Raw genomic sequence first — 17,615 nt, forward strand, 5'->3', positions numbered from 1 at the left:
CCTAGCGGCGACGTTTGGTGCCGCTGCCGCCGAGCAAGTTGCGGATCAGCTCGGTGCCGAGCGCCTTGAGGAAGGTCTGGAAGCCGCGGCTGTTGACGAAGCGACTGAACCAGCCCGGCCGTTTCGCGGCCTCCGGCGCGTTCTTGGATTTCTGGGGAGCCTGCGCCGGTTGTTCGGCCTGCGCCTTCGCCTTCTCGGCTTCGATTCTCTCGTAGGCGGATTCGCGGTCCTGGGTTGTGCCGTAGGTCGCCTGAAGGGGACTGCTCTTGGCGGCGGCGCCGATCGCGTCGTCGCCGATCGCGGCCATCAGCGATCGCGGCGAGCGCAGCCTGGTCCAGGCAACCGGCGTCGGGGCGCCGCGTTCGGAGAGCACGGTGACCACCGCCTCGCCGATGCCGAGGGACGTCAACGCCGAACCAAGGTCGTACACATCGGTTTTCGGGTAGGTGCGAACGGTTTTGGCGAGCGCCTTCTGGTCGTCAGGCGTGAAGGCGCGCAGCGCGTGTTGCACGCGCGCGCCGAGCTGGGAGAGCACCTCGTTGGGCACGTCGGTAGGCAGCTGCGTGCAGAAGAACACCCCGACGCCGCGTGAGCGGATCAGCTTGACGGTCTGCTCGACCTGTTCCAGGAACGCCTTGGACGCATCGCTGAACAGCAGGTGAGCCTCGTCGAAGAAGAAAACCAACTTGGGTTTGTCGACGTCGCCGATCTCGGGCAACGTCCGGAAGAGATCCGACAGCACCCACATCAAGAACGTGGAGAACAGCACTGGTCGCGCGGCCTGGGCACCAAGTTCCAGCAACGAGATGACACCGCGGCCCTTGTCGTCGACGCGCAGCAGGTCCTTGGTCTTGAGTTCTGGTTCGCCGAAAAACGTGTCCGCGCCCTCGGCCTCCAGGTTGACCAACGCGCGCAGGATGACGCCGGCCGTCTGCGCCGACACCCCGCCCAGGGCCTTCAGGTCCGCTTTGCCCTCCGCGCTGGTGAGCTTGGCGATCACCGCACGTAGGTCTTTCAGGTCCAGCAGCTCGTAGTTGTTCTGGTCGGCGTAATGAAAGATCAGACCCAGCGTCGACTCCTGGGTAGGGTTGAGGCCCAACACTTTCGACAGCAGGATCGGCCCGAAGCTGGCGATCGTGGCCCGCACCGGCACGCCAATGCCCTTGGTGCCCAACGACAGGAAGTCCACCGGATAGGCGGTCGGCGTCCAATCGTCACCGGTTTCCGCGGACCGCTCGGTGATTTTGGCGCTGCTCTCCCCCGGCCTCGACAGACCGGACAAGTCGCCTTTGACGTCGGCCATCAGCACCGGCACACCAGCGGCCGACAACTGCTCGGCGATCACTTGCAGCGTCTTGGTCTTGCCGGTGCCGGTGGCGCCCGCTACGAGGCCGTGCCGGTTGACGGTGGCGAGCGGGATGCGGATCTGCGCGGCAGGATCGGTCTTGTCGTCGATCACGACAGTGCCCAGTTCCAGCGCCTGGCCGCCGACGGAGTAGCCGGCCGCAATCTGTCGTGCGGGCGTCGCTGTCGAGTCGGTGCTCATAGACCCTTGCCTCTCTAAGAGTTGCCACGGTCGAAGATCACGCCTGACCTTACTGGCTGCCGTGCTCAGGCGGGGTGGCTGCAGTCCGGCCAGCCAATTTGCCTACTGTGAACCCTGTGCGGGACGAACTGGTGTGGATCGACTGCGAGATGACCGGCCTGGACCTGTCCTCGGACAAGCTGATCGAGATCGCCGTCCTGGTGACCGATGGTGACCTGAACATCCTCGGCGACGGCCTTGACATGGTGATTCACGCCGACGATGCCGCGCTCGACTCGATGATCGACGTCGTCACCGAAATGCACACCCGCTCCGGGCTGATCGACGAGGTGCGGGCGTCGACCGTCGACGTCGCCACCGCCGAAACCGCGGTGCTCGACTACATCCGTCAGCACGTCAAGCAGGCCAAGACGGCGCCCCTGGCGGGGAACTCGATCGGCACCGACCGTGGCTTCATCGCCCGCGACATGCCGACCCTGGATTCTTTTCTGCACTACCGGATGATCGATGTGAGCTCGATCAAAGAACTCTGCCGACGGTGGTATCCGCGCATCTATTACGGCCAGCCATCGAAGGGCCTGGCGCACCGCGCGCTCGCCGACATCCACGAATCCATTCGTGAGCTCAAGTATTACCGGGGGACCGCCTTCGTGACCCCGCCCGGGCCGTCGACCAGCGAGATCGCAGCGGTGGCCGACGAGCTCGGCGTCGGGTCGGCCGCGCCGGAGGGAATGGATTCGCCCACGGAGGACTCGAGCGGTTAGTATCGACGGCGCTGTAAGTCGCCTCGGCGACGGGCAGCCATGGTGGGTGTAGTTCAGTTGGTAGAGCGTCAGGTTGTGATCCTGAATGTCGCGGGTTCGAGTCCCGTCACTCACCCCAAGAGGGGGCGCCGTGCACGTCCTTATTAGCGCGTCGCCGGATCCTGCGTGGGTTTGTTCAAAGGGCACACAGTTTGCGGCCCGCCCTAGTGCGTCGCTTCGAATGTGGCGATGTCACTCGAGAGCTGAGCCTGACCGGCTCAATGCCGTGGCCGCTTCCACGACGTTGTGCCCGCGGAACGAGCGGCTCTCGGGCGAACTTTTTGCCGTCTCAAATTGATCCGCCGTAATACCTTCGACCGATTGCGCAATTAATCCTCATCCCCGGTCCGCAGACTGTGGCACGATCCTGCCCGAGGGTCTTTTGTAGGGGGATGCGGTGAGTTTTTATATCCGCAAGAGCTTGCGCGCCGGGCCATTCCGGTTCAACCTCAATAAGTCCGGCGTCGGCGTTAGCGTCGGTGTTCCCGGGTTCCGAGTGGGCACGGGTCCGCGCGGCAACTACGTGCATATGGGTCGTGGCGGGGTCTACTACCGCGCCACGCTTAATAGTCGCAAGAAGACCGGTGGCCCACGAACGACACTGCCTAGTTCTCAACCGGCCGTCTTTCGGCCAAGCGGTGTAGTCATGGAGGACGTCACAGGCGCAACCGCATTGAATTTGGCGCCAACGGGCAGCGATGATCTGGTGGAGCAACTGAACTCTGCAGCCGCGTGCATCTCTTGGGGATGGTGGGCCGTAGGTGTCACCGTCGTTCTGGGACTGCTAACTATGCCTGCTGGCCTCATTTTGTGGCTTCTGCTCGCACCTGGTTGCGTTTGGTTAATGCTGAACGACCGGGCACGCAAGACCGTAATTCTTTTCTATGACGTCGAGGATGGACACCTCGCCTGGTCCGAATCGCTTGTTCAGGCATGGTCGTGGTTGACCGAATCACAGAAGCTGTGGCGCGTCGTTCAGTCGGGCAACATCGCCACTACCTATCAGTTCAAGACGAACTCCGGGGCGAGTCGATTGCTCGACCGTGTACAGGCTTCGGCGAACACGTCTGGGCCCAAAGAACTCTCGACGAATATCGCCGTGCCAGCGCTCACCGCGGGGAAGGCGGCGTTGTATTTCCTGCCGGATCGACTGTTGGTCCGAGAGGGTAACCACTTCGGCGATCTCAATTACACCCACTTGAGCGCCCGTGCAGGCAATACACGATTCATCGAGGATGGTGCTATCCCTCGCGACGCCGTCCAAGTCGGCCAGACTTGGCAATACGTCAATGTTAAGGGCGGCCCCGACCGCCGTTACAAGAACAACCGTGTCCTTCCGATAATGCGTTATGGCACAATCGATTTCATCAGCGACCAGGGGTTGCAGTGGCAGCTGCACGTCTCACGCGTAGAAGCAGCGTCGCCGATATCTCAGGCCGTATCGGCGATGCCAACAGAAACTCGCAGTGTAACGCCACTACCCACAGCACCCCAGCAGCCCGCCAAACCTGACCCACAGCCATTAACCCCGCCGCGAGCGCCATCACAGCCAAGTTCAAACTTCGCCGCGATTCACTCGAATCGGCCTACACCGTCACGTGCCGACGAACGGTTCCTTCGAGCCAATTTGACCCGCAAGCGGACCCCGTATCCGGCGAGCACAGCAACGTTCACTGCTCTCGACCTTGAGACCACGGGCCTAGACGCAAACGTTGATCGGATCGTCGAGATTGGACTCGTCAAGTTCACGGGTGACGGCAGCATAATCGACGAATTCGCGACATTAGTAAATAACCCCGGATCCGATGCTGCTGCGCGCGCGATTCACGGTATTGATGACAGCGACCTGCTCGATGCGCCGACGACGAAACAAGTACTCGTTGAAGCACTCGCTTTTATCGCTGGGACTATCGTCGTCGCCCATAACTGCGACTTCGAGGAACGTTTCCTCACTGCGGCAGCACGATCCGCGAATATCGCTTTGCCGCCGCTGGTTGACGTGTGCACGCTCCAGACCTCCCGCAGACAGCTCGAGGGGCGCGCATTCAGTCTCACCGCGATGTACAAAACAGCAACGGGCGCGTGGGTAGACCGGCGACATGCCGCGCTCGGCGATGCTCGTGCGGTTCGCGAGGTCATGCTCTGGCTTCTGAGAAACTCGCCAGAGCAGCTTTACCTGACGCAGACCGCCGCGCCGGTGAACGTAATCGCTGCCGAGGAATGTCCGATCAGCTGCCGTCCAATACCACTCACGAGAAGCTCTGTCGCGGAACTCCTCGATTCGTTCCCCCAGTCACCGAAGATCCGCACTGGCGACGCGACCCAAGTTCAGCGGTACCGGAATCTCCTTGCAGACGCGGTTCACGACGGACGGCTAACTTACGAAGAGGCTGATGCCCTCACCAAACAGGCACGATTGACTCGACTAACAGGTCCTCAACTCCGCACCATTCACCAACAAGCATGGGAAGCAACGTATCCGAGCGCGAAGGCTGCAGACTGGACATCTTTAGCGCCTGTCGAGCGGCGTGAAATGTATCTGCTGGCCGATGCACTAGGACTAACCGACTTGGCTCACCGCATCAATGAGGCGATTCAAGCATGCGCAGAACCTGCGCCTCCGCCTGAGGCCCGTTATCTAAGAGGACTGCGGATCGCTGTGGTCGGCGACCACAGCGAGGTAGATGAACTACGCAAGCATGCCGAGTCCTACGGCGCGAAGTTGGCGGTGAACATAACCAAGACCGTCAAGTGGATGGTCAGCGTCACACCGGACTCAAACGATTCGAGACATTCGACTGCGCGCAGACTCGGCATTCCGATAGTCAGTCCCGCAGAGGGGTCGATCCGACTCGATGAAGCCTTGCGAGAGGCAGAGCTGAAGGCCTACGAGCGACAACGCGAAATCGACCGGTACGCGGCTATTCGAAAGCAACAATCAGACGAGGCGGATGCTTACTGGCGACCATCCTGGCGGCGTGAAGAACTAGACCACGACCCAGAACCTGAGCATTGGTGGGATTGACCGAGCGTCGTCGCAGGATCAGCCGGGGCGGGCATACTCCCTGGACGAAGCTCGCCGGCACTGTTGGTCAAACGCTGAGCACGCAGGGCTGCCCGGCGCATTTCGAGTTCGAAGCCGCCGGCCTCGGCCGCATAGCTGATCGCACCGGCGGCGACGCCAACCACTTGCCACAGCACGATGCCACCCCATGCGGCCAGCCGGCCGCGCCGGGCCGGGGCGTCCTGCTGACTGAGAGTGTCACTCATACCGTCAAGGCTAGGCGCGCTTCCGCGCGGACGCGTGGACCAGTGACGGAGTCGGCGTGTTAAGCGTCTGGACGCTTAACTGGACGCGAATGAGGTTGCGGGATAACCAATGTGACGTGGCGAACCGGTGTCAGGTCTTGGCGTTGCCGGCGTGCCACTGATCCCACGGGATGTTCCAGTCGCCGAGGCCCTCGGTGCCCGACAGTGGCGGTCCGATCGTGTTGAGCACCTGGACGACGTCACCGCGTTTGGTGTTCTCGAAGAACCACTGGGCGTTGCTCGGGCTCACGTTGAGACAGCCGTGGCTGGTGTTGGTGTGCCCCTGGGCGCCCACTGACCACGGCGCCGAGTGCACGAAGACGCCGCTGTAGGACATCTGGGTGGCGTAGTCGACCTCGGTGCGATATCCGTTGGGCGAGTTGACCGGAACGCCGTAGGTCGACGAATCCATGATCATGTGGGCGAATCGCACCCCGAGGATGTAGGTCCCGCTGGCCGTGGGTGTGCTGTCCTTGCCCATCGACGTCGGCATGGTCTTGACGACCTCACCGTTGACGCGGACGGTCACCATCTTGGTGGTGTCGTCGGCGGTCGCGATCACCTCGTCGCCGATCGTGAAGTGCGTGTGGGCGTTGTCCTGACCGAACAAGCCGTCGCCCAGGTCGACGCCATAGGTGTCGACGGCGACGTCAACGTTGGTCCCTGGCTTCCAGAAATGCTCGGGACGCCAACGCACTTCACGATTGTTCAACCAATAGAACGCCCCCTCGACGGGCGGATCGGTGGTGACGTGAATCGCCTTTTCGGCGGCCTGGCGGTTGGCGATGTTCTCGTCGAACTGAACGGCGACCGTCTCGCCGACGCCGACGACCTCGCCTTCGCTGGGTCGCGGGTAGGCCATCGCCAGGTTGTGCGGCGAATGCGTCCGGAAGGACAGTTGTCGAGTCGCGACGCCGCCCAGCCCACGCGCCTTCGCGGTCAGCGTGTACAGCCGGTTGTAGCCCAGCCGTTCAGTGGTCGACCAGCGCACACCGTCGGCGCTGAGTTGACCCTCGACGGTGCCGCCGTTCTCGTTGACCATCTCGACGGAGGCCAGCACGCCGTCGTCCGCGCTCACCGTCACTGGGCTGTCGACGGCGACGCCGACCGCGCCGTCGGCGACGGAGGTGGTGAGTTTGGGCACCAGCAGGTCGCCGAACGGCGTGGCCTTGTCCATGATCGCCTTGGGTGCCGGCGCCCCGCCGTTGCTGCCGCAGGCCCCCGCACCGAACACCGCGAGCGGCACCACCAGCACGGCCAGCCACCGCCGGCCTCGATGCTGAAGCCTGTTGAAGCGACCTGCCACCTGCGCGTTTCTCCTAGCGAGCTGTAATGCCGTGTTACTGAGGAGTATTCTAGGGCGTAGATGGCTGTTAAACGGTCATCGCCGATCAATCCCACACTCGACGATTTCCTCCGTCGACGGGATGGCTGTTATTGTCGCAAACGCAGTCCGGCAGGACGCACGCGCCGTTAGCTCAGTTGGTAGAGCAGCTGACTCTTAATCAGCGGGTCCGGGGTTCGAAACCCTGACGGCGCACTCAGGTAGCTAGAAGGGCCATGTCACCCGGTCACCGGTGTTGGCGGACAACCAATTTCGCGTAACCCGTACTGAACTCGGCTCGGCTCAGCGTGAGGAAACCAGCCTCCGTAGCGGTGCGGTCAGGGCCGCTGCTGCCACACTGGTCAGTGCCGCCGCTGAGGGCTTCGGCGACCAATGCAGAGCGGCCACCGCCCAACCGAGTGGCTCCTCGAGCTGGGGATCCGAGCCGTTGTGGTCGGTGACCGCCTGCCCTTGCTTCTCGGGCTCGGCGAAGATGTCGAGCATCGCCGGCAGAAACGCCTTCATGTCCTGCGGCCCCCGACTGGTAACGAGATTGCGGTCACGTACGACCTCGCGATCCAGCCAGGCGGCGCCGGCGTTGACCAGGTCGTCGCGGATTCCCGGCCAAGAGGTCAGGGTGCGCCCCTTGAGCAGGCCTGCCGAGGCAAGGACCCACGGACCGTGACACAACGTGACGATGGGCTTTCCGTCGTGGTCGAACGCGCGGACGAAGTCCCGTGCCGCCGCCGACTGCCTCAGCAAATCGGGGTTGATGAAGCCGCCGGGTAGCAGCAGGCCGTCATAGTCGTCCGGGTTGGCCTCGGTGACCACCTTGTCCACGCCGACCCGGCTGGCCGGCATATGCAGATTGACTCCTCGGATGCGACCGCGGCGCAACGACACCACATCGACCTTCGCGCCGGCCAATTGCAACGCGCGCAGAGGGATCACCAGCTCCACTTTCTCGTAGCCGTCGGCCGCCAACACCGCGATCTTGCGTCCCGAAAGGCGTCGTGCTCGTGTCATCAGGGTTCTCCTGTCGGTTGTGACGCTCCGAGCGCCGGTTTTGCTTGCTTCCCCGTCGGCTGACTGCTCAACCGACCTGACTCGCGTACGGGCGGGCCCGTCACCGCGCCTGCCCGGCCACGGCCGGGCCGATCCGCGGGCGCCGCCACAGCTCCCAACTCAGCCGGCAGACCCCGATAGCGGCGAGCAGACCGAGCGCTGCGAGAGCGGGGATATGCAACAGCAGTGGCAGGGTCACCGCGGCAACCCCTCCCGTCACGGCGCGGTCGACGGCGAGCTGCCGATGGTCACGCCATCGGTAGGCGACGTCGGCGAGGTAGAACAGGGCCACACCGAAGGCCAGTGCCGTCGCGGGTGCCAATGCCAGCGGGACGGTGGCGTGCTCGATGGTGGCGTGGGCGCCGACGGCGAACAACATGATGCCGGCGACGAGCGGCAGATGCAGGTAGCTGTAGGCGTCGCGGGCAAGATGGGCCCGCTCGATACCGGTCACCTGCTCTAGCCGTTGCTTGGCCCCCGAGGTCAATCCGAAGTAGGTCCACCAGAACGTCGCGATGACGGCAACCCCCAGGACCAGCGCCGCGATCACCGGCCAGCGGTCGAGTTGTCGCGCCGCTCCGCCTAACTGAACGACTACCTCGCCGAGCGCGATGATGATGATCGACCCGTGACGGGATACGAAGTAGGACGGTGAAACGCGAAATCCTCCGAGGCCGAGCACGCCGGGCGCGCCGTAGTCGATGACGGCCGCGGCTATCCAGAGCAGTTCGCGGCCGGGCGAGTCAATAAATGCGGCGACCACGATGAGGGCGGGCGCAGCCACAAACGCCGGGGCTATTCGTCGGGTGCCGCGCCGCAGTTCGGGATCCTCGTGCGCGGAATAGGCGACAAACTTCAGCACGTGGATCAACCGAACCACCAACAGCGCCAGAGCGAACACCAACGCACCCGATGCAAACGCAGCCGGAAGCGCCGCCGCGGCGACGAGCATCGCCGCCATCGCGGCGATCACTACGGCTTCGTGCCAGGCGTTTTCTGTGTCGAAGGTGTTGATGAGCCAGGTGTAGCCCGCCCACGCCCACCACACCGCGAGCAGTGCCAGCGCCGCCCGGCCGAAGCCCGTCGGCGAAAGATCGCGCACCGCCAGCAACGTGACCTGCGACATGGCGAAGGTGAACACCAGGTCGAAGAACAGCTCGAGGTTGCCCTCCGACCGCGGGCCCGACTGCTGGTCGTCTTCAACCATGGCACTTCCTCACGGCCCGCGGGCTAAGGAGCCACGCCAGCCGCCGGTTACCGTTCGCCGCCGCCATTGCGGCCGATGGCCTTCACAGCTTTTCTGGCCAGCACGGCGATCGCCTCGCCGCCCAAGATCCACGGACCCGCCACGATGATCGGATCCATCCAGGTATGCACCAGGTCGGCACGCTTGCGACCCAGCCGAGAACTCAGGCCGTGATGCGTGAATTCGCTTTTGATTCCCGTCTCGGTGACAGGATTGTCGGGACGGGTGGTGAAAAACGATCGGACGTGGTGCTCGGCCGCGTCCACCCGGTCCGCATACAGCAGGATCAACCAGTGCGCCGCACGGCCTTCGCTGAATTTGTAGGCGTACCGGCGCAGCTTGCCCGAGACCCCGCTGGGGGGCTGTGCCGTGCCGAACACCGGTGTGAGGAAACGGTGTTCGATAGACCGCTCTCGCGGCCACTTCTCCGGTTGCCGCTCCGGGAAGTCCCAGTGCGCCTCGGTAGGTAAGTCACGCCGCAGCTTGGGGTTTGAGGGCCGGTCCTTCGGATCGAGGTCGGCGCCCCACCCGGGAATCTGTGCCCGCAACTCGTCGCTGCTCGGCGTCGGAGGATGTGCTTCGGTGTAGGCCGGAAGCCGTTGTGTTCCAGTCATGCCCCTGCTCCTGTCTGGTCAGCTTGCCTGTGGAAGGACGACCGGCTTGATGCAGTCGTCGAGTTTGGAGGAGAAAATGTGATAACCCTCGGCGATGTGTTCGAGCGGGATACGGTGCGTGACAATCTCACTCGGCTTCAGATAGCCGTTTTTAATGTGGGAGAACAAGCGGGGCCACTGCCGTTTGACCGGACATTGATTGGTGTGAATGGTCAAGCCCTTGTTCATGGCGTCGCCGAACTTCACCGCGCTGAACATCGGCCCGTACGCGCCGACCACAGAGATCGTTCCGCCCTTTTTCACGGAGTCGATAGCCCAGTTCAGGGCGATCGGGGAACCGCCCTGCAGCTTCAACTTCGCCGCCGTGACATGTTGCAGCAGGTTCCCGTCGGCCTCTGCCCCGACAGCGTCGATTACCACGTCCGCTCCGAGAAAGTCAGTGGCCCTTTTCATTTCGACCACGATGTCGTCGTAGTCGGCGAAGTTGTACGTCTCGGCGTGCGCGAAGCTGCGAGCCTTTTCCAGACGAAACTCGAGGTGGTCGATCACGATCACGCGGGCGGCCCCCATCAACCACGACGACTTTGCGGCGAACAGGCCGACCGGTCCGGCACCGAGGACGACGACGGTGTCGCCTTCGACGATGTCCCCGAGTTGAGCCCCGAAGTAGCCGGTCGCCAGCGCGTCGGTGCACAGCAGCGCGTCCGTATCGTCCATCCAGTCGGGAATCACCGACGGTCCCACGTCGGCGAACGGAACCCGCACATACTCGGCCTGCCCGCCGTCGTATCCGCCGCAGGTGTGCGAGTAACCGTAGATTCCGCCCACCGCCGTCGCGTTCGGATTCACGTTGTGGCAGTTCGAATAAAGCCCTCGCGCGCAGAAGTAGCACGACCCGCAGAAGATGTTGAACGGCACCATCACTCGGTCACCGCGCTTCAAGTTCTCGACGGAGGAACCCACTTCCTCGACCACGCCGATGAACTCGTGCCCGAAGGTATGTCCGACTCGCGTGTCCGGCATGAGGCCGTGGTAGAGGTGCAAGTCCGAACCACAAATGGCGGCCAACTGCACCTTGACGATCGCGTCGTTGGGATGTTCGATCGCCGGCATCGCTTTCTCTTCGACGCGAACCTTGTAAGGGCCGCGGTACGTCATGGCGCGCATGGAACTCCTCCTGGAGGTGAATGGTGGTGAGCCCGGATTACCCTCGCCTCCCGGCTGGAAACTGACCTGCCAGGTCCGAAAATCAGCACCGAATTCAACCTCCCAAGACAGATGCGGCGCCCTCGGCGAATCAGCTTGATAACTAATACTCAAGCGGCGCAACATCTTTACTTCTAATGCGATCATGCGTTAGGGCGAAGGAACCGCCATACTCGGGTCGCGGCATGAAGGTTGAAACGCGTGTCGACGTCGCGAAGATCCAATCCCGTCAACTCTGTGATTCGGCCGAGGCGATAGCGCAAGGTGCTGCGGTGAATGTGCAAAGCGGCAGCCGATTCGTCGTAGTTTCCACCGGATTCGACGTAGTGGCTCAACGTGTGTACAAGGTCCGAGTTTTTCGCGGCGTCGTAATCGATCAGCACCCCCAACCACTGGCGCAGGTAGTCGTCGACGACACCGGCGGTGTGGGCTGCATCCACCAAGTGATAGAAACCCAACTCGACATAGTCCGAAGCCCCTTGTGGTTGAGCCGAATTCAGCCGGACGTTGAGCGCGCGCCGTGCTCGCAGATACGATTGCGGGAAATCGGCCGGCACCTCACAGCGCGACCCGATCCCGATCGCACAATCCGCCTTGCCGAGCTGTCGGCTGACCTCGCGATGGAGCGCATCGGGAGGCGGATGGCCGTCGAAAAGTACGACCACAAGAGATCCCTGTCGACCCGCCAGGTACTTGAAATTCAGCTTCGCTGCGGCACGCGCCGCGGCGACCATATCGGTGTGGTCGGCGCGCCCGGTCTGGATCACCGCGACGTAGTGCGGGCGGCGCAAGTCGTGGCCCAGCGCTTCGGCGCGTGCGTAGGCTCCGTCTTCGTGGGTACCCGCCACCAGATCGTCGACCAGGTCACGCCGCAAATTCAACTGCAGCTCGGCAAGATTGCGCTGATGCGACAACTCGAGTCCGAGCAGGTTGCTGCAGTAGGTGAGGGTGAGCAGCAGGTCCTCGTCACAGTCGTGGTCGGGGTCGACGAGTGCGACTACACCGAGGATTTCTACGTCCGGCTTGATCGCGACCCATACGCGGTCACCGATGCGCATTGCACCGGCCTGCGCGGTGAGAGCCCGCAAAAAGCGGTCGCGCTGGCCGGCTTTGGGTTTCGGGTACGAGACGGGCCGCCCTGGCCCCGCCCATGCACACAGGTTGCCGAATTTGTCTTCGACGCAGACGGAACGTCGCGTCACTCGATGAAGCGCGTCGGCGATACCTTGTTGACCCTCGCCAGCCGACATTGCCGCCTCCAGCAATTCGTGCTTATCCGTGCGAGCCTGCAGCCGGTGCACCGTGCCGGAAAGGATCTCATTCGCCTCTGCGAGTTGGCCGACCCGTCGAACCTCCCGCTGATGCAGCGCAGCGCAAGCCAGCGCGGCGCCGGCCTTCTGGGCGAGGAGCTGCAGCAGAAGAAAGTGATCTGCCGTGGGGTGGGCGCGCGCGCCGATCACCATGCACCCCTGCATATCGTCACCGTGGCAGAGGGGAAAGGCCCAGCCCCAATCTCCCCGGGGGAGCTCTACGCGGCCCTCCCAACTTGATTGCTGCAGTAAGCCCACCAACTCCGGTCGCTCAGTTTGCGAGGCCGGGCACAGCCGCATGCCCCCATCGACGGCACAGTAGCTCGCCTCGACGCGGCAGCCACCGAAGGATGCAGCGCCCCGCGTAACCGCCCCCAGAATGTCCTCGGGGTCGAAGGAAAGAAAGTTGATTCCGGCAAGCAACGCCAAGTCCGCGTTGGCATCGAGATCGTCAGGCACCGCCCCACTGCCATTCATGACCGAAGTACGTGTTAGTGGGCCCTCGCGTCTCAGGGCAATTTCGCCTCGGCGAACACCGGTGACACCGGAAACAGCCGGCGAGGTCGTAGATCGTGGGCATACCCGCATGTTTGCTGTCCAAACTCGGACCGGCGCTAGCTGCCTGCGGGGCGGCAGCTGTGAGAGAATCGACCCCGTCGCAGCGACGCGTCCGGTGAGCAGGTGGTTGCGAGTATCACCGCAGTTCATCCCTCACCCTTCTGACCGATACCCGCGACCGACGGCCGCTCTGGCCGCCGGGTTCTGGAGGTACCTGGCCCCTATGTGCGCCCATCACACGGCAGAACCGCGCACTTCCGGCGTCTCGCCGGTCCACTGGATCGCCTGGTTAGGCGGGTCCGACCGGTTCGAGCTCCTCCAACCACACGAACAGTCCGCGCATGCGGTGTCCGGCGTCGTTGTGCTCGTCAACGCCGTGCTGGGCTGGGTGGCGACGTTCGCCGCGATCCTGCCGACAACTCACCGGTCAGTAGCCGTCGCAGCGCTGTTCGCGTCGATTTTCGCGCTGCTGATCCTGATGACCGCGCGGGTGGTCGCGACGAGGCCGGTTCGTGGCACCGTTCGGCGCGGAGCCACGTCGGCGGTAGTCGTAGCGCTGATCCTCGGAGGAGTCGTCGGCGAATTCGCCACTTTGGCATTGTTGTCCGGCTCTGTCGACCGCATCGTCCAGGAGAAGGCCACCCGCAGTGCCGCTTCCAGCCCGGCCGTCCTCAAAGTGACGTCCGATCTGCAACAGGCGCGGCAAGCGCGGGTAGCGCTCGACAACGCGGTCGACACGGCACGCGCGCAACGGGACGCGGCCCTAGAGGTTGCGCGCTGCGAATACCACCCCACCGCGGCATGTCCGCAGACCCGGATCACCGGCGTGCCGGGTACCGGGCCCGAAACCCGAACGGACAACGATTTTCTCGCGCACGCCCAGCGCGAACTGGACCGATCGGTCGCAGTTCGCGATAGCCGTGCCCCCGAACTCGACTCCCGCATCGCTGACGCCGAACGGATCCTGACACAGACACGGGAAGCTGCGACGACAGAAGCCGTTCCGGGCCTGGGTGCGCGCTGGCTGGCAATGCAAGAGTTGACGACCGCCAACACCGGGACGCTGATACTGCGCCTGCTCACGGACGGGCTTTTCATGCTTCTCGGCGTATTGCCGGCGATCCTTCGGAGGCGCAACGGCGATACGACCGGTGACCTTCACGCGCAAGCCCGCGCTGAACGCGAACGCGCCGAGCTGCTGGCCGACACAGCGATCGCCGTCAAACGAGCCGAGGTGCGAGCGGAGGTCGAAAACGCCTGGGCAGAAAGGCAACTCGAGCATGCCCGGCTGGCCGTTGCGGCACAGACGGAGATCGACCGCGCGCAACTGCGTCAACAAGTGCATGCCGCGATCGAAGTCACCGCCCTCACCGCGGAGCCGGTCGATGACGACGTCTATCTGCCAATCGCCGCCGAGGCGCACGCCGCCAGTCTCGCCGCCGCGGCGACTCCGGCACCTCCCCCGGGTCCGGATCCTCAGGCCAACCTCCCCGCAACGCTCGAGCGGCACGACCGGTCTGCCATACCGGCGATCCCGACGATCCCCGATGTCACCAGGGCGGCGGCTCGTTGGATCCGCCCCGTCGTGCCGGGCTTCGTCGCCCGTGCCATCGACACGTCGACCCATCCATTTCGCACTGCCCGGCAGGTGATCGAAGAAGTCGAGCACATCACGTTTTCGCTGACACGAACGCGCAAGCTCACGGTCGAGACGCAGGAAACCACCGGCACGTCGTCCGGGCACACAGCGGCTGCCGACCATTGGCGGGACGTCTCGGACAACCATGCCCTGGCCGATTCATCTGCCCAGGGACGGCCGCTGAGTGCCGGCAGCAGTCAGCCCCGACGTGGTGTGGGGCAGCGCGAGGACTCGGCAGCGTTACGCGCGGCCGACGGACCGAGGCAGTTGCCGCCCGGGGACTAGCTCATCTGTTTCGAATGCGGCGGACCGTTACCGCGACGGCCAGCGCCGCAACACCGGCCAGTGAGATGGCCACAGCGGGCTTTTTGACGAACGCGATGGCCCGCGCCTTGGCATCGTCGGCCAGGCGGCGGGGATTGGCCCGCACGGCCAGTGAGTCGACGGTCGCCGCGAGCTCGTCGCGGGCTTTGTCGATCTCTTGCTTGATGGTGTCGGGATCCCGCTCCGCCACTCTCGTCCTCCCTGTCGTCGGCGAACCCCGACCAGGTTCGGTCAGGGTTGATGCCTGCCGCCTACCCTAGATCAGCCGGCGCTCACCGAACCCGCCGGTGAACAGAAAGGCAGCCCCGTGACCGACACCACGCGCCTCGCGCCGGGCGACAAAGCACCGGCGTTCTCCCTTCCCGACGCCGACGGCAAGAAGGTCTCCCTCGCCGACTACAAGGGCCGTCGAGTGATCGTGTACTTCTACCCGGCGGCCTCGACGCCCGGCTGCACCAAGCAGGCCTGCGACTTCCGCGACAGCCTGGCCGAGCTGGACGGGGCCGGTATCGACGTCGTCGGTATCTCCCCCGACAAACCGGAGAAGCTGGCGAAGTTCCGCGACGCCGAGGGGCTGACGTTTCCGTTGCTGTCCGATCCCGAGCGCAAGGTGCTGACGGCGTACGGCGCCTACGGCGAAAAGAAGATGTACGGCAAGACCGTCCAGGGTGTCATCCGGTCGACGTTCGTCGTCGACGAGAAGGGCAAGATTGCCGAAGCGCAGTACAACGTGAAGGCCACCGGACACGTGGCCAAGCTGCGGCGCGAACTCGAGGTCTAGGTCGCCAGGTTCTGCAGTAGCAGCGCTTCGGTGATCGCCGCCCGCTCCAGCACGCCCAGATGCAAACTTTCGTTGACGCTGTGCGCCTGGGTGCCGGGGTCTTCGACACCGGTGACCAGGATTGCCGCGTCGGGGAACGCGGCGGCGAACTCGGCGATGAACGGGATCGAGCCACCCATACCCATGTCGACCGGCTCGGTCCCCCACGCCTGCCGGAACGCCGCGCGTGCGGCGTCGTAGACCGGACCGGTGACGTCGATGGAGTACGGCTGACCGATGTCACCCGGCGTGACCGTGACGTGCGCACCCCACGGTGCATGCTGCTCGAGGTGCCTGGTCAGCGCGTCGAGGTGCTGAGCCGCGTCGCCACCGGGAGCGACCCGCATGCTCACTTTGGCCCGGGCCCGCGGAATCAGCGTATTCGACGACGCCGCAATCGAAGTCGTGTCGATCCCGATCACCGTGATCGCCGGCTTGGCCCACATACGCTGCGGCACCGAACCGGAACCGATCTCGCTCACGCCGTCGAGCAACCCCGACTCGGCGCGCACCCGATCGGCCGGGTAATCGACTGTCGCGGCGGTGCTTTCGTGTAGTCCGGCGACCGCGACGTTGCCTTCGTCGTCGTGCAGGCTGGCCAGCAGACGCACCAGGACCGACAACGCGTCCGGCACCACGCCGCCCCAGAGCCCGGAGTGCAGGCCATGGTCGAGCGTGGCGACCTCGACCACGCAGTCGGCCAACCCGCGCAGCGACACCGTCAGCGCGGGCGTTTCGGTGCTCCAGTTGTCCGAGTCGGCGATCACGATCACGTCGGCCTCGAGCGCGTTCCGATGGGCGGCCAACAGCCGGCCCAGCGACGGTGACCCGGACTCTTCCTCGCCCTCGACAAACACCGTCACCCCGACCGGTGGATTACCTCCGTGCGCCCGAAATGCCGCCAAATGTGTTGCAATACCAGCCTTGTCGTCGGCGCTGCCGCGCCCGTACAGTCGACCGTCGCGCTCGGTCGGCTCGAAAGGCGGCGACGCCCACTGGTCAGGATCACCTTCGGGCTGCACATCGTGGTGGGCGTAGAGCAGCACCGTCGGCGCACCCGGGGGCGCGGGATGGCGGGCGATGACGGCGGGCGCACCGCCCTCGCTGACGATCTGAACGTCACCAAAACCGGCCTCCGACAACAGGTCTGCGGTCGCTTGGGCGCTTCGGTGTACCTGGTCGCGGCGGGCCGGATCGGCCCAGACCGACTGGATGCGGACCAGATTCTCCAGATCGCCGCGTACCGACGGTAGCAGTTCACGGACCCGTTCGACGAGATCGCTCATGTTTCGAGGCTAGTCGAAGTCTCATCCGCCACGTGATTCACAGGACGCGGCTGGCATCGACGTGCCCACCTCGTAGCGACAACATGGCCGCAGCCGGTAGTTGTCGCTATGAGGCGGGCACAACGACGGCTGTCCAGCTCGAGTGACCGCTGTGACCGTTGTGAACGCTAGGGCATTTCGAGGATCGCGACGGCCGCGGCGGTGTCGGCCTCGTGTGTCAGCGATACGTGGATCGTGACGTCCTTGAGGTGCGTGGCGATGTCGCCGGTGAGCCGCACCCGCGGACGTCCCCACATGTCAGTGACCACTTCGATGTCGCGGTGGATGTCTTCACGCAACACCGGCCGCTGCGAAAACCGCGAGCCCGACCAAGCCTTGATCACGGCCTCCTTGGCAGCCCACCGGGCCGCCAGGTGGCGGGCCGCCGACGAACTCTTGTCCGAGGCGTCGCGCCGCTCACCCGGCGTGAACGTCTCGGCGAAGACCGTTCCCGGCTGGTCGACCTGCTCGGCGAATTCAGTAATGGAGACAAGGTCTATCCCCACTCCGACGATACTCATTCAGC

At 64.3% G+C, this 17,615-nt stretch carries 13 protein-coding genes, 2 tRNA genes and 1 pseudogene; 6 read left to right on the forward strand and 10 right to left on the reverse strand.

Features of this window, described 5'->3' with window-relative positions; translation table 11 throughout:
- Position 1: 1 nt before the first annotated feature.
- Positions 2-1,546: a helicase HerA-like domain-containing protein gene (locus MKK62_RS00195; RefSeq protein ID WP_240262957.1), complete on the reverse strand. Its 1,545-nt coding sequence runs from the start codon at positions 1,544-1,546 to the stop codon at positions 2-4.
- Positions 1,547-1,662: 116 nt separating this feature from the next.
- Here MKK62_RS00195 and orn point away from each other — a divergent pair, with 116 nt between their 5' ends.
- The 3 genes from orn to MKK62_RS00210 all read left to right on the forward strand — a co-directional run bounded on the left by orn (position 1,663) and on the right by MKK62_RS00210 (position 5,374).
- Positions 1,663-2,310 (forward strand): oligoribonuclease, encoded by a 648-nt coding sequence (orn, locus tag MKK62_RS00200; RefSeq protein WP_240262956.1) that lies wholly within the window; start codon positions 1,663-1,665, stop codon positions 2,308-2,310.
- A 42-nt stretch (positions 2,311-2,352) separates the two neighbouring features.
- Positions 2,353-2,428 (forward strand) — tRNA-His (locus MKK62_RS00205).
- 318 nt (positions 2,429-2,746) lie between these two features.
- Positions 2,747-5,374 carry a DUF4236 domain-containing protein gene (locus MKK62_RS00210; protein WP_240262955.1) on the forward strand — a complete coding sequence of 876 codons (2,628 nt, stop codon included), beginning with the start codon at positions 2,747-2,749 and terminating at the stop codon, positions 5,372-5,374.
- A gap of 375 nt (positions 5,375-5,749) precedes the next feature.
- Here MKK62_RS00210 and MKK62_RS00215 read toward each other — a convergent pair whose 3' ends face one another.
- A complete protein-coding gene (locus tag MKK62_RS00215) occupies positions 5,750-6,964 on the reverse strand; it encodes a L,D-transpeptidase (RefSeq protein ID WP_240262954.1) in 1,215 nt (404 codons plus the stop codon).
- Between the two features lie 161 nt (positions 6,965-7,125).
- Between MKK62_RS00215 and MKK62_RS00220 the strand changes: the two genes are divergently transcribed.
- Positions 7,126-7,198, forward strand: a tRNA-Lys gene (locus tag MKK62_RS00220).
- 270 nt (positions 7,199-7,468) lie between these two features.
- On the opposite strand, the pseudogene MKK62_RS00225 reads toward MKK62_RS00220, so the two are convergent.
- The 5 genes and pseudogenes from MKK62_RS00225 to MKK62_RS00245 form a co-directional block, all read right to left on the reverse strand.
- Positions 7,469-8,008, reverse strand: a pseudogene (locus MKK62_RS00225) (type 1 glutamine amidotransferase domain-containing protein); the annotation flags it as partial.
- 100 nt (positions 8,009-8,108) lie between these two features.
- Complete coding sequence (locus MKK62_RS00230; RefSeq protein WP_240262953.1) at positions 8,109-9,254, reverse strand: low temperature requirement protein A; 1,146 nt, start codon at positions 9,252-9,254, stop codon at positions 8,109-8,111.
- Positions 9,255-9,301: 47 nt separating this feature from the next.
- Positions 9,302-9,907 (reverse strand): hypothetical protein, encoded by a 606-nt coding sequence (locus MKK62_RS00235; RefSeq protein WP_240262952.1) that lies wholly within the window; start codon positions 9,905-9,907, stop codon positions 9,302-9,304.
- 18 nt (positions 9,908-9,925) lie between these two features.
- Positions 9,926-11,074 carry a zinc-dependent alcohol dehydrogenase gene (locus MKK62_RS00240; protein WP_240262951.1) on the reverse strand — a complete coding sequence of 383 codons (1,149 nt, stop codon included), beginning with the start codon at positions 11,072-11,074 and terminating at the stop codon, positions 9,926-9,928.
- A gap of 182 nt (positions 11,075-11,256) precedes the next feature.
- Positions 11,257-12,900 (reverse strand): PucR family transcriptional regulator, encoded by a 1,644-nt coding sequence (locus MKK62_RS00245; RefSeq protein ID WP_240262950.1) that lies wholly within the window; start codon positions 12,898-12,900, stop codon positions 11,257-11,259.
- 304 nt (positions 12,901-13,204) lie between these two features.
- On the opposite strand from MKK62_RS00245, the gene MKK62_RS00250 reads away from it, so the two are divergent.
- Entirely contained in the window at positions 13,205-14,905 is a 1,701-nt protein-coding gene (locus tag MKK62_RS00250; RefSeq protein ID WP_434085004.1) for a DUF4407 domain-containing protein, read from the forward strand.
- Position 14,906: 1 nt separating this feature from the next.
- On the opposite strand, the gene MKK62_RS00255 is transcribed toward MKK62_RS00250, so the two are convergent.
- Entirely contained in the window at positions 14,907-15,134 is a 228-nt protein-coding gene (locus MKK62_RS00255; RefSeq protein ID WP_240262948.1) for a DUF3618 domain-containing protein, read from the reverse strand.
- 117 nt (positions 15,135-15,251) lie between these two features.
- Here MKK62_RS00255 and bcp point away from each other — a divergent pair, with 117 nt between their 5' ends.
- Positions 15,252-15,725 carry a thioredoxin-dependent thiol peroxidase gene (gene bcp, locus MKK62_RS00260; RefSeq protein WP_240262947.1) on the forward strand — a complete coding sequence of 158 codons (474 nt, stop codon included), beginning with the start codon at positions 15,252-15,254 and terminating at the stop codon, positions 15,723-15,725.
- On the opposite strand, the gene MKK62_RS00265 is transcribed toward bcp, so the two are convergent.
- Entirely contained in the window at positions 15,722-17,050 is a 1,329-nt protein-coding gene (locus MKK62_RS00265; protein WP_240262946.1) for a dipeptidase, read from the reverse strand. The genes bcp and MKK62_RS00265 overlap by 4 nt on opposite strands.
- A gap of 167 nt (positions 17,051-17,217) precedes the next feature.
- Entirely contained in the window at positions 17,218-17,610 is a 393-nt protein-coding gene (gene acpS, locus MKK62_RS00270) for a holo-ACP synthase AcpS (RefSeq protein WP_240262945.1), read from the reverse strand.
- Positions 17,611-17,615: the final 5 nt, after the last annotated feature.

The organism is Mycobacterium paraterrae (genome assembly GCF_022430545.2).
Taxonomy (GTDB): Bacteria; Actinomycetota; Actinomycetes; order Mycobacteriales; family Mycobacteriaceae; genus Mycobacterium; species Mycobacterium paraterrae.